General features: G+C 71.9%; 13 protein-coding genes, 2 tRNA genes and 1 pseudogene. 7 read left to right on the top strand and 9 right to left on the bottom strand.

The annotated features are described in order from the left end of the window. The 5 genes and pseudogenes from I3F58_RS17760 to I3F58_RS17740 all read right to left on the bottom strand — a co-directional run. Positions 1–309: pseudogene (locus I3F58_RS17760) on the bottom strand (metal-dependent phosphohydrolase); the annotation flags it as partial. A 156-nt stretch (positions 310–465) separates the two neighbouring features. Then, positions 466–795 (bottom strand): mycothiol system anti-sigma-R factor, encoded by a 330-nt coding sequence (gene rsrA / locus I3F58_RS17755; RefSeq protein WP_240109592.1) that lies wholly within the window; start codon positions 793–795, stop codon positions 466–468. After that, positions 792–1,445, bottom strand: a complete 654-nt coding sequence (locus tag I3F58_RS17750; protein ID WP_240109598.1) for a sigma-70 family RNA polymerase sigma factor — start codon at positions 1,443–1,445, stop codon at positions 792–794. The genes rsrA and I3F58_RS17750 overlap by 4 nt, the downstream gene beginning before the upstream one ends. A 282-nt stretch (positions 1,446–1,727) precedes the next feature. Further along, entirely contained in the window at positions 1,728–2,390 is a 663-nt protein-coding gene (locus I3F58_RS17745; RefSeq protein WP_374207993.1) for an alpha/beta family hydrolase, read from the bottom strand. 16 nt (positions 2,391–2,406) lie between these two features. Continuing rightward, on the bottom strand, positions 2,407–3,222 hold the full coding sequence (locus I3F58_RS17740) for an SOS response-associated peptidase (RefSeq protein ID WP_240109590.1): 816 nt from the start codon (positions 3,220–3,222) through the stop codon (positions 2,407–2,409). A gap of 50 nt (positions 3,223–3,272) precedes the next feature. On the opposite strand from I3F58_RS17740, the gene I3F58_RS17735 reads away from it, so the two are divergent. The 7 genes from I3F58_RS17735 (at position 3,273) to I3F58_RS17705 (ending at position 8,710) form a co-directional block, all read left to right on the top strand. After that, positions 3,273–3,980, top strand: a complete 708-nt coding sequence (locus tag I3F58_RS17735) for a M50 family metallopeptidase (protein ID WP_240109589.1) — start codon at positions 3,273–3,275, stop codon at positions 3,978–3,980. A gap of 27 nt (positions 3,981–4,007) precedes the next feature. Continuing rightward, positions 4,008–5,339, top strand: a complete 1,332-nt coding sequence (gene aroA / locus I3F58_RS17730; protein WP_240109588.1) for a 3-phosphoshikimate 1-carboxyvinyltransferase — start codon at positions 4,008–4,010, stop codon at positions 5,337–5,339. A gap of 5 nt (positions 5,340–5,344) precedes the next feature. After that, the gene (gene rsgA / locus I3F58_RS17725) at positions 5,345–6,358 is read left to right on the top strand and encodes a ribosome small subunit-dependent GTPase A (protein ID WP_240109587.1); all 1,014 of its coding nucleotides are present in this window, start codon (positions 5,345–5,347) and stop codon (positions 6,356–6,358) included. A 110-nt stretch (positions 6,359–6,468) separates the two neighbouring features. After that, a complete protein-coding gene (locus tag I3F58_RS17720; protein ID WP_240109597.1) occupies positions 6,469–6,792 on the top strand; it encodes a multidrug efflux SMR transporter in 324 nt (107 codons plus the stop codon). 56 nt (positions 6,793–6,848) lie between these two features. Beyond that, positions 6,849–7,673 carry a histidinol-phosphatase gene (gene hisN, locus I3F58_RS17715; RefSeq protein WP_240109586.1) on the top strand — a complete coding sequence of 275 codons (825 nt, stop codon included), beginning with the start codon at positions 6,849–6,851 and terminating at the stop codon, positions 7,671–7,673. A gap of 141 nt (positions 7,674–7,814) precedes the next feature. After that, positions 7,815–8,237 carry a cyclic nucleotide-binding/CBS domain-containing protein gene (locus I3F58_RS17710; RefSeq protein WP_240109585.1) on the top strand — a complete coding sequence of 141 codons (423 nt, stop codon included), beginning with the start codon at positions 7,815–7,817 and terminating at the stop codon, positions 8,235–8,237. Between the two features lie 56 nt (positions 8,238–8,293). Continuing rightward, positions 8,294–8,710: a Fur family transcriptional regulator gene (locus I3F58_RS17705; protein WP_240109584.1), complete on the top strand. Its 417-nt coding sequence runs from the start codon at positions 8,294–8,296 to the stop codon at positions 8,708–8,710. A 136-nt stretch (positions 8,711–8,846) separates the two neighbouring features. Here the strand turns inward: I3F58_RS17705 and I3F58_RS17700 are convergent. From I3F58_RS17700 to I3F58_RS17685, 4 genes are all read right to left on the bottom strand, one after another. After that, positions 8,847–8,920 (bottom strand) — tRNA-Met (locus tag I3F58_RS17700). A gap of 380 nt (positions 8,921–9,300) precedes the next feature. After that, entirely contained in the window at positions 9,301–11,388 is a 2,088-nt protein-coding gene (locus tag I3F58_RS17695) for a tetratricopeptide repeat protein (RefSeq protein WP_240109583.1), read from the bottom strand. A 194-nt stretch (positions 11,389–11,582) separates the two neighbouring features. Beyond that, positions 11,583–11,656, bottom strand: a tRNA-Met gene (locus tag I3F58_RS17690). A 49-nt stretch (positions 11,657–11,705) separates the two neighbouring features. Next, positions 11,706–14,693: a UPF0182 family protein gene (locus I3F58_RS17685; RefSeq protein WP_240109596.1), complete on the bottom strand. Its 2,988-nt coding sequence runs from the start codon at positions 14,691–14,693 to the stop codon at positions 11,706–11,708. Positions 14,694–14,785: the final 92 nt, after the last annotated feature.

Here is a 14,785-nt window from a genome sequence, read left to right as displayed (position 1 = left end):
GGCCGGCGCGGCCCGCCCGTCGACATGGGCGGCCATCGCCCCCGGCAGCGCGGCGAGCACGGCGGCGGGCGGCGGCAGCAGCAGTGCCGCCGCCAGCAGGACGGGGAAGAACGAACCGGAGCCGACCGGCACCCCCACGCCCCGCGCGGGCCGCGCGCACAGCTCCCCCAGCGCGTACAGCGCGGCGAGCAGCGCGAGGGCGCCCCAGGGAGTCCCGGCGCCGGGGAGGAACGCGGGGGCGGCGCAGGCGGCGGCGCACAGTGCGGTGCCCGTGATGTAGCCGCGCGCCGATCCGGGAATCCCCGCCACCGCTCTCGCCCTCCCGTCGGCCTGGCCCAGTGCCGTCAGGCTGGTCAGGCTAACGAGCGGTCACACCCCAGACTCCGGGATCAGCCGGATTAGCACCTTCGGGTGAAGCGGGGCGGTGGGGCCCGGGCACGGGAGGGGATGTGCCGCGGGTACTGCCTACTCCTTGGCCGGTGTGGCCGACAGGTCGTCCTGCTCCGTGGACGCCACCACGTCCTGTTCCGGAACCGCGTGGCCCGAGCGGATCAGGTCGATGCGGCCCATCACCTTGGACCGCAGGTCGGTCGGCACGTCGTCATGGCCGCAGCACCGCTTGACCAGCTTCTTCACGGCCTGCTCCAGCCCGTACTTCTCCAGGCAGGGCGAGCACTCCTCGAAGTGCGACTCGAACTTCGTACAGTCGCTGTCGGGCATCTCACGGTCGAGGAACTCGTAGAGATGGTCCAGGACCTCCGAGCAGTCCGTCTCGTGCGGCTCTCCGCAGCTCATGAGCCCGAGCCTTTCCGATCGTTCATCGACTTTCCAGCGCCCGCGGGCACCAGCCCGCGATCACGGGCGTAGTCCTCGAGCATGCCGCGCAGCTGGCGGCGCCCCCGGTGCAGCCGGGACATCACGGTGCCGATGGGGGTACCCATGATGTCCGCGATCTCCTTGTAGGCAAAGCCCTCGACATCGGCGAGATAGACGGCGATCCGGAACTCCTCGGGGATCGCCTGGAGGGCGTCCTTCACATCGGAGTCGGGAAGGCGGTCCAGAGCCTGCGACTCGGCGGACCGCAGACCGGTCGACATGTGCGACTCGGCCCTGGCCAGCTGCCAGTCCTCGATCTCCTCGGCCGCGCTGCGCTGAGGCTCCCGCTGCTTCTTGCGGTAGGAGTTGATGAACGTGTTGGTGAGGATCCGGTACAGCCACGCCTTCAGGTTCGTGCCCTCACGGAACTGGTGGAACGATCCGTACGCCTTGGCGAACGTCTCCTGCACCAGGTCCTCGGCGTCGGCCGGGTTCCGCGTCATCCGCAGGGCCGCCGAGTACATCTGGTCGAGGTAGCCGAGGGCGTCCCGCTCGAAGCGCGCGTTGCGCTCGCCGTCCGTCTCCTCGGGACCGTTGGTCCCCGTCTCGGTCCCAGTGACCGGACCCACCTCCTCCAGCGCGGCGGCGAGACCGAGTCCGGACCCGCTCGAATCGGAGAATAGTCGACCATCGTCCGGCCGTCCCTTCCGATTCGGCGCGCCCGGATCCACCCGCGTGGAGCCGGTCGCGGGCGCGGGCAGCACCGTCCAGTCCAGTCCGGCCTCACGCGACCGGTTCGGGCAGATGGTCGAACCCATGCGACGGACTCCCTCTCCACGCTCTGATGTGCACCGACGAACTGTGACAACAGCACGCGCCTGCCTCGCATTCCCGGTCGCGGAGCCCCGTTCTCAGAGTTTTCGAAGCCACCCGACGGTCCCGGCCACGAGGGCGTCCAGCGCCTCCTGTTGGGTGACCGTGGCTCTCCTCGGTACGGCGAAGCCGTGGTCGGCGAACGGCACGGCGACCAGTTCGTGATCACCTTCGGGGAACTCGCCGGGCCTGCCGAAGGAGTCGTTGCCGCCCTGTACGACGAGCGTCGGCACTCCCGTGCCGAGCAGTTCGTCGGCCCGCGTCCTCTCCGGCTTCCCCGGAGGGTGCAGCGGGAACGCCAGCGCGAGCACCGCGTGGGCCTCCAGCTCCGGGGCCGTACGGCAGGCGACGCGGGCGCCGGCGCTGCGGCCGCCCGCGACGACGGGCAGCCCGGGCGCGCCCAGGGCGGGCCACAGGTCGCGCCAGGCCTCGTCCAGCCGCTTCGGCGCGGGCGCCAGCTTCTTGCCGGCCACCCGCCAGGGCTGTTCCACCAGGGCGACGGCGGCCCCGGCCTCGGCGGGCAGGCGGGCGGCCAGCGCCTGGAGATCGCGGGCCTGGACGCCGCCGCCGGCGCCGTGGCCGAGCGCGACGGTGAGCCGGGCGCCGGGCCCGGCCTCGTACCAGGTGATGCGGGCGTCTCCGAGGCCGGTGGGAATGGTCTCGGTACGGGGTTCGGTGGTGGGTGCGGTCACGCTCCCCATACTGCCGCCGGGCCGCTCAGAAGAGGGTCGCCTCCTCCGGGCCCTCCAGCTCCGTCAGCAGTTCGGGCCCGTTGTTGCGGACGTTGCTGACCGCCGTGGACACCGGGTACGCGCGCATGAGGCCCTCCGGCGGCGGGGCGAGCAGGGCGCGCAGGTCGTCGGGGTCGGTACGGGACGGGTCGAGCCAGGCGTCCCAGCGGTCGGGCGTCAGCATCAGCGGCATCCGGGGATGGATGTCGGACAGCGAGCGCGGGCCCTCGGCGGGGGCCACGCCCAGCGGCCCCCGCTCCGCCTCCGTGGTGATCACCGAGCAGGTGGCCCACCAGGCCAGCGGGTGGTCCGGCGGGAGGGTGGGGTCGCGCCAGAACTCGTACACCCCGGCCATCGCGAAGACCGTCCCGTCGGCGGGCGTCACGAAGTACGGCTGTTTGCGCGGGCGCTTCCTCCTGCCCTCGGCCTCCAGCTCCCGCTCGGCGGCGCCGGTCACCCACTCGTAGTAGCCGTCGGCGGGCAGGAGGCAGCGGCGGGCGGTGAAGGCGCGGCGGAAGGCGGGCTTCTCGTGAACGGTCTCGGCGCGGGCGTTGATCATCCGGGCGGCGCCCTCGGGGTTCTTGGCCCAGGACGGGACCAGCCCCCACTTCAGGACGCGGAGCTGGCGAACCGGACGGGGCGTGGCCGCGTCCTTCAGAGGACGGTCGAGCACCGCGTACACCTCTTTGGTCGGAGCGACGTTCCAGTCCGGCTCCAGGGTCTCCTTCGGCTCCCACTTCTCTATCCCGAAGACGTCGACGAGATCCTCGGGCTTTCGACTGGCCGCGTAACGTCCGCACATACTTGCCAACCCTGCCACGATCATTGTCGCCCCGAGGAGCCGATACGAACATGTCCGCCGCCCCCGACGTCCTGGACGAACTCCTCGGCACGCAGCCCTCCCCCGAGCTGTGGCTGGTCATCGCGACGGCGGTGGCCGCTCTCGTGGCGACCGGGCCGCGCCCGCTGTGGCGGCTGTCCCGGAACGCGGTGACGATCGCGCACGAGGGCGGGCACGGGCTGGTCGCCCTGCTCACGGGCCGCCGGCTGGAGGGCATACGGCTGCACTCGGACACCAGCGGGCTCACGGTCAGCCGGGGCAGGCCGACGGGGCTCGGCATGATCCTGACGGCCGCCGCCGGATACACGGCACCCTCGCTGCTGGGCCTGGGCGGGGCGTGGCTGCTGGCGAACGGGCGGATCACGCTGCTGCTGTGGCTGGCGACGGCGCTGCTGCTGGCGATGCTGCTGATGATCCGGAACATGTACGGGGCGCTCACCGTGATCCTGACCGGCGGGGCGTTCCTGCTGGTGTCGTGGCTGACGGGGCCGGAGGTGCAGGCGGGGTTCGCGTACAGCGCGGTGTGGTTCCTGCTGCTGGGCGGGGTGCGGCCGGTGTTCGAGCTTCAGGCGCGGCGGCGCCGGGAGGGCCCCTCCGACTCCGATGCGGACCAGCTCTCGCGGCTCACGAACGTTCCTGCGGCCCTGTGGCTCTTCCTGTTCCACGCGGTGTCGCTGTCCTCGCTGATCGGCGGCGGCCGCTGGCTGCTCGGTCTGTGACCTGCTCGGCCCACTAAAGTGAGGGGCATGACCGAAACCCCCGCGCACTCTGATCTCTGGCCCGCCCCGCACGCGAGCGGGGCGGTCGACGCGACCGTCTCCGTGCCCGGTTCCAAGTCGGTCACGAACCGCGCTCTGGTGCTGGCCGCCCTCGCCTCCGAGCCCGGCTGGCTGCGCCGGCCGCTGCGTTCCCGGGACACCCTGCTGATGGCGGAGGCCCTGCGCACGCTGGGCGTCGGCATCGAGGAGGGCGTGGGCCCCGACGGTACCGGGGAGGCGTGGCGGGTTATCCCGGCCGGACTGCACGGGCCCGCGCAGGTGGACGTCGGCAACGCGGGCACGGTGATGCGCTTCCTGCCGCCGGTGGCCGCGCTGGCCGACGGGCCGATCCGCTTCGACGGCGACCCCCGGTCGCACGAGCGTCCGCTGCACGGGGTGATCGACGCGCTGCGGGTGCTGGGCGCCCGGATCGACGACGGCGGGCGCGGCGCGCTGCCCATGACCGTGCACGGCGGGGGCGCCCTGGACGGCGGCAAGGTCGACATCGACGCCTCGTCGTCGTCGCAGTTCGTGAGCGCGCTGCTGCTGTCGGCACCGCGTTTCAACCAGGGCGTGGAGGTACGGCACACCGGTCCGCGGCTGCCTTCGATGCCGCACATCCGGATGACCGTGGACATGCTGCGCGCGGTGGGCGCGCAGGTCGACGAGCCGGAGACGGGCGGCGAGCCGAACGTGTGGCGGGTCTCCCCGTCGGCGCTGCTGGGCCGGGACCTGGTGATCGAGCCGGACCTGTCGAACGCCCAGCCGTTCCTGGCGGCGGCGCTGGTCACCGGCGGCCGGGTCACCGTGCCGGACTGGCCGTCGCGGACCACCCAGCCCGGTGACGCGCTGCGGGAGATCTTCACCGAGATGGGTGGCTCCTGCGAGCTGACCGAGGCGGGTCTGACGTTCACCGGTTCGGGTCGGATCCACGGCATCGACGTGGACCTGGGCGAGGTCGGTGAGCTGACCCCGGGGATCGCGGCGGTCGCGGCCCTCGCGGACTCGCCCTCGACCCTGCGCGGGGTGGCGCATCTGCGGCTGCACGAGACGGACCGGCTGGCGGCGCTCACCAAGGAGATCAACGAGCTGGGCGGTGAGGTGACCGAGACCGAGGACGGTCTGCACATCCGGCCGCGCCCGCTGCACGGCGGCGTGTTCCACACGTATGACGACCACCGCATGGCGACGGCCGGGGCGATCATCGGCCTGGCCGTGCCGGGCGTGGAGATCGAGAACGTGGCGACGACCGCCAAGACCCTGCCCGACTTCCCCCAGATGTGGACCGAGATGCTCAAGACCGAGCCGACCGAGGCCTGAACGACATGCGCCGCTACGGCAGGAAGACCGACGAGGACGACATCCGCGTCCGCCCCAACCGCAAGGGCAACCGCCCCCGTACCAGCATCCGCCCCAAGCACGAGGACGCCGCGGAGGGCATGGTGCTCACCGTCGACCGCGGACGGCTGACCTGCCTGGTCGACGACCGGGTGATCGTGGCGATGAAGGCGCGGGAGCTGGGCCGCAAGGCGACGGTCGTGGGGGACCGGGTGGCGCTCGTCGGTGACCTGTCCGGCGACAAGGACACTCTGGCCCGGATCGTACGGATCGAGGAGCGGGAGTCGGTGCTGCGGCGCACGGCCGACGACGACGACCCGTTCGAGCGGGTGGTGGTGGCCAACGCCGACCAGCTGGCGATCGTCACCGCGCTTGCGGACCCCGAGCCCCGGCCCCGGCTGATCGACCGGTGCCTGGTGGCGGCGTACGACGGCGGGCTGGAGCCGCTGCTGGTACTGACGAAGTCGGACCTGGCGCCGCCCTCGAAGCTGCTGGACCTGTACGGGGCACTGGACATCCCGCATGTGGTGACGAGCCGCGAGGAGCTGTATCACGGCGGGGCCGCGGAGCGGGTGCGGGAGCATCTGACGGGCCGGACGACGGCCTTCGTCGGGCACTCGGGCGTCGGCAAGACGACGCTGGTGAACGCGCTGGTCCCGGAGGAACGGCGGCGGACGACCGGGGTCGTGAACGCGGTGACCGGGCGCGGGCGGCACACCACCACGTCGGCGCTGGCGCTGCCGCTGGCGGGGGGCGCGGCGGGCTGGGTGATCGACACGCCCGGCATCCGCTCCTTCGGGCTGAACCATGTGGACCCGGAGCGGGTCATCCACGCCTTTCCGGACCTGGAGCCGGGCACCGTGGACTGCCCGCGCGCGTGCAGTCACGACGAGCCGGACTGCGCGCTGGACGCATGGGTGGAGGCGGGGCGGGCCGGCCCGGCGAGGCTGTACTCGCTGCGGCGGCTGCTGGCGACGCGGGAGCGACGCGAGGGCGACTGAAACATCCGTTTTTGCCCGGAAGTGACTCGCGTGAGTGCATAATCGCACGGAGCACGGCACGGGACGGACGGTCACCCCGGGGGGCGACGATGGCGCGGGAGGCACGGACGATGGCCTGGCTGCTGGTGATTGTCGCGGGACTCCTGGAGACCGGCTTCGCGGTCAGCCTCAAGCTCTCACACGGCTTCACCCGCCTGTGGCCCACGGTCGCATTCGCCTCGTTCGCCCTTGGCAGCTTCGGCCTGCTGACCCTCTCACTGCGACAGCTCGACGTGGGCCCGGCTTACGCGGTGTGGACGGGGATCGGGGCGGCCGGCACGGCGATCTACGGAATGGTGTTCCTGGGGGACGTGGTGTCCACCCTGAAGATCGTCTCGATCACCATGGTCATCGCGGGTGTCATCGGCCTCCAGCTCTCCGGCTCGGCCCAGTGACGCGCCCGATCCCGCGCCGCGCCCGGGCCCGCGACGGGGCGGATAGAGTCGGGCGCATGGCCGAACACCACGATGACCTGCGATTCGCCCACGTTCTCGCGGACGCCGCCGACGCCGCCACGATGGACCGGTTCCAGGCACTGGACCTGAAGGTCGAGACGAAACCGGACATGACACCGGTGAGCGAGGCGGACCGGGCAGCCGAGGAGCTGATCCGCGGCCACCTCCACCGGGAGCGCCCCGCGGACGCGATCCTGGGCGAGGAGTACGGCGTGGAGGGCACGGGCCCGCGCCGCTGGGTGATCGACCCGATCGACGGCACGAAGAACTACGTGCGCGGCGTCCCCGTGTGGGCGACGCTGATCGCCCTGATGGAGGAGGGCGAGGACGGCACGTTCGCACCGGTCGTGGGCGTGGTGTCGGCCCCGGCACTGGGCCGCCGCTGGTGGGCGGCGCGCGGGCTCGGCGCGTACACGGGCCGGACCGGGCAGGAACGCACGGGCATGGAGGCGGGGACCCGCATCCACGTGTCGCAGGTGGCGAAGCTGGCGGACGCGTCGTTCGCGTACTCGTCGCTGAGCGGCTGGGAGGAGCGGGGGCGGCTCGACGGCTTCCTGGATCTGACGAAGTCCTGCTGGCGCACGCGGGCCTATGGCGACTTCTGGCCGTACATGATGGTCGCGGAGGGCGCCGTGGACATCTGCGCGGAGCCGGAGCTGTCCCTGTGGGACATGGCCGCGAACGCGATCGTGGTGGAGGAAGCCGGCGGCACGTTCACCGGACTCGACGGGCGGCCGGGCCCGCACAGCGGGAACGCCGCGGCCTCGAACGGGCTGCTGCACGAGGAGCTGCTGACCCGCCTGGCACCCCGGACGGCGTGACGATCCGACTCCGCGCCTGCACGCCCCCTTGCCGGAGCGTGCAGGCGCTGTCACTCTGAGGATCCCCCCGCTTGTGCGCTTGTGAATCCCTTCTCGTTCTCACCTGCCGGGAAGGGATCCACCAGAGGAGGTGGCTCCCCCATGCTCGTCCGCGACGCCATGAGCACGCTGGTCCTCACCATCGGCCCGGCCCACACACTCCGCCAGGCCGCATCCCTGATGGCGGCGCGCCGTGTCGGCGCGGCCGTCGTTCTCGATCACGCCCACAACCAGCTCGGCATCCTCACCGAGCGCGACATCCTGGTCTCCGTCGGCGCCGGACAGAACCCGGACCTGGAGACGGCCGGTGCCCACACCACCACCGACGTGGTGTTCGCCGCCCCGGCCTGGACCCTGCAGGAGGCGGCGGAGGCCATGACGCACGGCGGCTTCCGGCACCTCGTCGTGCTGGACGGTGACGGCCCGGTGGGCATCGTGTCCGTCCGTGACATCCTCCGCTGCTGGACCGCGGACCGGTGCGGGGCGCCCGCCGCACCGCCGATGGACCTGGTCCAAGTCGAGTGAGCGTCCAGAATCACACCGTCTCGGACCTGAGAAACCCGCCTGTTAGGCTGAATCCCATGAGTGACCTGTTGGAACGCCTGCGCGGCCGCGGCTGGCGGATGACCGCGCAGCGGCGTGTCGTGGCCGAGGTCCTCGATGGCGAGCACGTCCATCTGACCGCCGACGAGGTACACGCCCGCGCCGCTGAGCGGCTTCCGGAGATCTCCCGCGCGACCGTGTACAACACGCTGGGCGAGCTGGTCAGTCTGGGCGAGATCCTCGAAGTCGCGACCGACCGCCGTGCGAAGCGGTACGACCCGAACGCCCACCGCCCGCACCAGCACCTGGTGTGCGCGCGCTGCGGCGCGATCCGCGACGTCCACCCGACGGGCGACCCGCTGGCGGCCCTGCCGGACGCCGAGCGTTTCGGGTTCACGGTCTCGGACGTGGAGGTCACGTACCGGGGCATCTGCCCGGCCTGCGCGGCGGCCTGAACACATCCGGACGGGGCGGGCCCCGGTGCTGCGCGCACCGGGGCCCGCCCCGCTCACGTCCTGTGCGCCCCGGCCCGTACTCGACCGGAAACACCGAAGGCCCGGATCTCTCAGGATCCGGGCCTTCGGCCTTCAGTAGCGGGGACAGGATTTGAACCTGCGACCTCTGGGTTATGAGCCCAGCGAGCTACCGAGCTGCTCCACCCCGCGTCGGTGAACACAACCTTACGGGACTGTCCTGAGCAGCGCAAATCGATACTGCTGCGTCCCGGGGGCCCCGGACATCAGCCGGACGAGCAGTCCGGCCGGCCCGGCCGACGCGGGGCTCGCGCGACGGATCCGGGAGTCACCGTCAGGCGCGACGGGAGGGTGCGCCGCCGAGTGCGGCTGACGGGCGGGACGAGCGACGAGCCTTGCCTTCACGGCACGCGGCACGAGTGTGCGGCCCCGCCCCCTCGTTCCCCGTGTCGCCGGGCGCACCGGTCCTGGCCCTTCGACCGGCCGCCCCGGCCGGACGAAGGATCGAGCCGCGCGGCGAAGTCCCCTGCGTGAGGCGGAGCCGACAGTGAGCGTTCACCGACACAGGACGGTCACGCGGTGAGTTCCTGGTGCAGGGCCTCGCTGAGCCGGGCCGCCCGCTCGGTCACCTCCGCCGGGCCCAGCTCGACGGCACGGGCGCACCAGTGTCTTCCCTCCGCCAGCTCCCCGCGCCGCGCGGCCAGCAGGGCGAGGCGCAGCGCGGCCCGCCCGTGCCCGGCCCGGGCGGCGCGGGCCCACCACAGGGCGGCCTCGCGTTCGTTGCCGTCCCGGGCAAGCAGCAGCCCGAGGTTGAAGGCGCCGTTGCGGCTGCCCGCCTCGGCGGCCTCCCGGTACCAGCGGGCCGCGTGGGCGACGTCCCCGCGGGCGGCGGCGAGCATGCCGACGCGCACCTGGGCGCGGCGGTGGCCCTGGGCCGCCGCCTTCTCGTACCACTCCTCGCACTCGGTCTTGGGCGCCTGCGGCTGGCCGAGAGCGGGCGGTCCGGGCGGCGGCTGCCGGGCGTCGAGTACGGAGGCGAGCCGGAACGCGGCCTCTGCGCCGCCGCCGCCGGCGGCGCAGCGCAGGTGCCGCTCGGCCTCCTTCTCGTCGCCGTCCCTGAGTCTGGCGATGCCGACCTGGAGCGCGGCCTCGGTGTGACCGGCGGCGGCGGCCCGTTCATACCACTGGAGGGCCGTGCGGTCGTCGTCCCGGCCCGCGTACAGGATGCCGAGGTTGAAGGCGGCGTCGACGCTGCCCGCCTCGGCGGCCTTGGAGAACCAGGGCTCGGCACTGTGCGGGTCCCCGGCCTGGAGCAGCAGGATGGCGAGCGCGTTGGCGGCCTCGCGGTGGCCCGCGTAGGCGGCGCGGCGGTACCACTGCTCGGCCTTGGCGGTCTGCCCCTGGGCGGCGAACAGCAGGCCCAGGTTGTAGGCGCCGTTCACGTCGCCCGCGTCGGTGGCCTGGCGGTACCAGCGCTCGGCGGTCTGGTACTCGCCGCGGGCGGCGTGCATGGCGCCGAGCGCGTTGGCGGCGTTGCCGTCGCCGTCCTGGGCGGCGCGCAGCCACCAGACGGCGGCGCTCTCCTCGTCACCCGCGTCGCGCAGCAGGAACCCGAGCGCACACGCGGCGCGGGGCTCGCCGTCCTTGGCGGCGGTGAGGTACCAGCGGCCGGCCTCCTTCAGCTCGCCGCGCTCCTCCAGGATCGCCCCGAGGTGCAGGGCGGCTCGGCGGTGGCCGCGCGCGGCGGCCCGGCGGTACCACTGCTCGGGGCCGTCGGAGCCGCCTCCGGCGGTCGCGCCCGGGCCGGGTACGCCTCCCTGGACGGGTACGGCGCCCGCGGCGAGGACTACGGCGTCGACGCGCGGGGCGTCCGCCAGGTCCCGTTCCAGAGCCTGGAGGTCCAGGGCCTGCAGGGCGCGGTTGGCGGCTGCGGCCCGGTCCGGGCGGGCGGCCGCAGCTGCCCGGTCCGTGCCGGGCGACGGGCCGTCCGCGCCGGCCGACGGCGGAACCTGGCCGTCCAGCGGAGCGTGCCCCTCCAGCGTGGCTGCGGCCCGGCGCTCCTGGATCCGGCGTTCCAGTGCGCGGGCCAGCCGGTAGGCGGCCTCCCGGTGCCCCTGCTCGGCGGCGACCCGCAGCCAGCGCTCGACTCCGCCGTCACCCCGGTGCTCCAGCAGGTCCGCGAGGGCGTACGCCCCGAGCGCGTGGCCCTGCTCGGCGGACTGGCGCAGCCAGTACTCGGCGGCGGGCTCGTCACCGCGCTCGCGGTAGTGGCGGCCCAGGGCGTGCGCCGCGGCGGCGGATCCGGCGACGGCGGCGACCCGCCACCACCCGGCGGCCTCGTCCGGGTAGCCGCGCTGGTGCAGCAGGACACCCAGGTTGTTGGCGGCGGCGCGGTCGCCGTCGGCGGTGGCGGCGCGCAGATAGGGCTCGGCGGCGTCGAGGTCGCCGCGGCGCAGCAGCATGGCCCCGAGGACACTCATGGACGTCGGGTCGCCGGTGTCGGCGGCGCGGCGGTGCCGCGCCTCGGCCTCGACGGCGTCCCCGGCCTCCGGATGGTCGAACGTGGCGTCGGCGTGGTCGAACGCGTCCGCGGCACGTCCTGTGTGCCGGTCAAACCGCCAGGTATCCAAGAGCGTTGCCCTGTCCCCCATAAGTTCCATCGTCGCACCACCCGCAACCCGCGTACACCTTGGTATACCGCAGCCAGTGAGGTCACTTCGGCGTTTTGTCGACATGCCCACAGAGAGACAAGTCAAACACGCCGCCCCTCAACTCCCCCCATCGACACAGCCGTTGGCCGTCGCACACATAGCCAGGGCCCGGATCCTTGAAGGATCCGGGCCCTGGCTTTCAGTAGCGGGGACAGGATTTGAACCTGCGACCTCTGGGTTATGAGCCCAGCGAGCTACCGAGCTGCTCCACCCCGCGCCGTTGTGTTGTCCACAGTATCACGGCACGGAGGGAGCCTTTCCACCGGTTATCCGCCGTCGTCGGGCTTGTCACCGTCGTCGGGCTTGTCACCGTCGTCGGGCTTGTCACCGTCGGCGGGCTTGTCGCCGTCGGCGGGCTTCTCGTCGGTGTTCTTCTGGTCCGCCGCCTTGCGGGCGGCGTCCGCGTCGGCGGCGCGCTGCAGCGCGTCGGCCAGGTCCTGCTGGGCCTTGCCGTACGCCGTCCAGTCGCCCTTCTTCAGGGCCTCCTCACCCTCGTCGAACGCCTTCTGGGCGTCCGCGATGGCCGCCTTGAGAGCGGCGTCACCGGTGGCCGGCGGCTGGGTGGGCTCGTCGGGCGTCGTCGGCGGGGTGGGCGGCGTCTCGCCGTCCACGCCGAACACCGCGTTCAACGCCTCGGCGAGACTGTCCTCGAACACCGTGGTGTCGGTGCCGTTCTCGTTGTCGCCGGCGGCGACGTACGACGCGGCGACCTTCTTCAGGAACGGCAGGTTCGCACTGCGGCCCTGGGCGTACACCGGCTCCACGTACAGGAACCCGCCGTCCAGCGGCACGGTGAGCAGATTGCCGTACTCGATCTCCGAGTCGGCACCCTTCATGTCACGGACGAACGTGGCCACGGCCGGCAGGCCGTTGACCTTGCTCTGCACCTGCGCGGGGCCCGGCACGTCCGACGTGACCCTCAGAAGCCTTATCTTGCCGTAGTCCTCGCTGTTGGCGTCCGCGTCGACCGCCATGAAGCCGCTCAGGTTCGGGCGGCCGTTCGGCGTGAACGTCGTCGTCAGCGAGAACTTCTGCTGTGTGTCCCCGGGCATCTTCATGCTCAGGTAGTACGGCGGGACCGAGTTGCCGTCCTTGACCGTCGGGTCGGCGGGCACCTGCCAGGCGTCACTGCCGCTGTAGAACTGCGCCGGGTCCTCGACGTGGTAGCGGGTCAGCAGCTCGCGCTGGACCTTGAACATGTCCTGCGGGTAGCGCAGGTGCGCCTTGAGGTCGGCCGGGATGTCCTTCTTGTCCAGCACGGTGCCGGGGAAGGCCTTCTTCCAGGTCTTGAGGACCGGGTCCTGGGTGTCCCACTCGTACAGCCGGACCGAGCCGTCGTACGCGTCGACGGTGGCCTTGACCGAGTTGCGGATGTAGTTGACCTGGTTCTGCTGGGCGACGACCGCCCGCGTCTGGTTGCCGGCCGTCAGCGAGTCCGCGGTGGTGTCACCGAGGGTCGTACGGGAGGCGTACGGGTAGCCGTTCGTCGTCGTGTAGGCGTCGACGATCCACTGGATCCGGCCGTCGACGACCGCCGGGTAGGCGTCGCCGTCGATGGTCAGCCACGGGGCGACCGCCTCGACGCGCTCCTTCGGGGTGCGGTTGTAGAGGATCCGCGAGCCGTCACCGATGGCGCCCGAGTAGAGGATCTGCGGCTCGCTCAGCGCGACCGCGTAGGCGGCACGGTTGAACGGGTTGGAGAGGCTGACGCCGCTCTTCTCCTTGAAGCTCGTCGTCTGCTCGCCGTTGGCCTCGTAGTCGAGTTCCTTCTGCGGGCCGCCGACGATCGAGTACTGCTCGGTCTTCTCGCCGTAGTAGATCCGCTGCTCGTACGTACCGACCTGGCCCTTCGTGGGCAGCCCGTTCTCGGTGAAGACCGGGGAGCCGCGGCCGTCCACCTGGGTGCCCGCGGCCATGATCGCGCCGTAACCGTGGGTGTAGGTGAAGTGGTCGTTGATCCAGTTCCGCTTCGGGATGCCCTTGATGTTCAGCTCACGCAGACCGATGACGGTGTCCTTGCCGTCGTACCGGTCGACGTCCAGCGTCACGGGGAACTGGTAGTAGTTGCGCTTCCGCTCCAGCTGCTGGAACGTCTGCGACACGATGGTCGGGTCGAGCAGACGGTAGCTGGCGGCCGTGGCGGCGTCGCCCCGGAGCTGCTCCTTGGCCTTCGTCGCCGCCTTACCCGAATAGTTCTCGGGCTTGGTGCCGTCGATGGCGTAGGCCTTGCGCGTCGCCTCGATGTTCTTGGCGATGTACGGCGCTTCCTTGGCCTGCTCATTGGGGTCGACCTGGAACTTCTGGACGATCGCCGGGTAGAGGCCGCCGATCAGGATGGCCGACAGGACCATCAGGCCGAAACCGATGACCGGCAGCTGCCAGGTGCGGCGCCACAGCGTCGCGAAGAACAGCAGGGCGCAGATGACCGCGATGCAGAACAGGATGGTCTTCGCCGGCAGGTACGCGTTGGCGTCGACGAACCGCAGACCCGTCCAGTTGCCGGTCGCCTTGAAGTCGCTGGACTTCACCGCCAGGCCGTACCGGTCCAGCCAGTACGCCACGGCCTTGAGGGACACGAAGACGCCGAGCAGCACCGACAGGTGCCCGGTGGCCGCCGCCGTGGCGCGGGCTCCGGGGCTGGTGACCCTCAGCCCGCCGTACAGGTAGTGCGTGACCGCCGCGGCGATCAGCGACAGCACGGTGGCCGCGAAGCCGAAGCCGAGCAGGAAGCGGTACCAGGGCAGGTCGAAGGCGTAGAACGCCACGTCCATCTTGAACTGCGGGTCCTTCTCGCCGAAGGGCACGCCGTTCACCCACATCAGCCAGGTGCGCCACTGCCCGGAGGCGGAGGCACCGGCGATCAGCCCGACGAGCGCGGAGACCCCGAGGAGCACCCACTTCTTGTACGGGGCCACACCCATGCGGTAGCGGTCCAGGCTCTGCTGCTCCAGCGACATGGCGCTGAGCGGCGGCCGCAGCCGGTGTGCGAGCCAGATGTTCAGCCCGACGGCCAGGGCCATCAGCAGACCGAAGACGGCGAACATGCCGATCTTGGTCCACAGGGTGGTGGTGAAGACGGAGGAGTACTGGACGGACCGGTACCAGAGCCAGTCCGTCCAGAACCCGGAGAACATGACGAAGAGCATGCCGAGGACGGCCAGCACGCCCAGGGTCATGAGGAGAGTACGGGCCCGCCGCGACGGCCGGCCGACTCTGATCCGTGGCCCGGTCGGGCCTCCGCCGCGGTCCGGCATCTGGAAAGCCAACGTGCGCCCCTTGAAGTTCGCGGTCGTATGTGGTGCCAGGGGCCCCGCAACGCACAGGGCCCACTGATGCAACTTACTGA

Origin of the sequence: Streptomyces sp. MUM 203J (assembly GCF_022414595.1) — a bacterium.
GTDB lineage: Bacteria > Actinomycetota > Actinomycetes > Streptomycetales > Streptomycetaceae > Streptomyces.
The sequence above is the reverse complement of the archived record's forward strand: the minus strand, read 5'-3'. Positions and strand labels throughout refer to the sequence as shown.

Bases quoted from the DNA above. Each gene is read 5' to 3' on its own strand.
- rsrA (WP_240109592.1), bottom strand. From the start codon at position 795: ATGAGCTGCGGAGAGCCGCACGAGACGGACTGCTCGGAGGTCCTGGAC.
- I3F58_RS17745 (WP_374207993.1), bottom strand. From the start codon at position 2,390: ATGGGGAGCGTGACCGCACCCACCACCGAACCCCGTACCGAGACCATT.
- I3F58_RS17740 (WP_240109590.1), bottom strand. From the start codon at position 3,222: ATGTGCGGACGTTACGCGGCCAGTCGAAAGCCCGAGGATCTCGTCGAC.
- I3F58_RS17735 (WP_240109589.1), top strand. From the start codon at position 3,273: ATGTCCGCCGCCCCCGACGTCCTGGACGAACTCCTCGGCACGCAGCCC.
- aroA (WP_240109588.1), top strand. From the start codon at position 4,008: ATGACCGAAACCCCCGCGCACTCTGATCTCTGGCCCGCCCCGCACGCG.
- rsgA (WP_240109587.1), top strand. From the start codon at position 5,345: ATGCGCCGCTACGGCAGGAAGACCGACGAGGACGACATCCGCGTCCGC.
- I3F58_RS17720 (WP_240109597.1), top strand. From the start codon at position 6,469: ATGGCCTGGCTGCTGGTGATTGTCGCGGGACTCCTGGAGACCGGCTTC.
- hisN (WP_240109586.1), top strand. From the start codon at position 6,849: ATGGCCGAACACCACGATGACCTGCGATTCGCCCACGTTCTCGCGGAC.
- I3F58_RS17710 (WP_240109585.1), top strand. From the start codon at position 7,815: ATGCTCGTCCGCGACGCCATGAGCACGCTGGTCCTCACCATCGGCCCG.
- I3F58_RS17705 (WP_240109584.1), top strand. From the start codon at position 8,294: ATGAGTGACCTGTTGGAACGCCTGCGCGGCCGCGGCTGGCGGATGACC.
- I3F58_RS17695 (WP_240109583.1), bottom strand. From the start codon at position 11,388: ATGGAACTTATGGGGGACAGGGCAACGCTCTTGGATACCTGGCGGTTT.
- I3F58_RS17685 (WP_240109596.1), bottom strand. From the start codon at position 14,693: ATGCCGGACCGCGGCGGAGGCCCGACCGGGCCACGGATCAGAGTCGGC.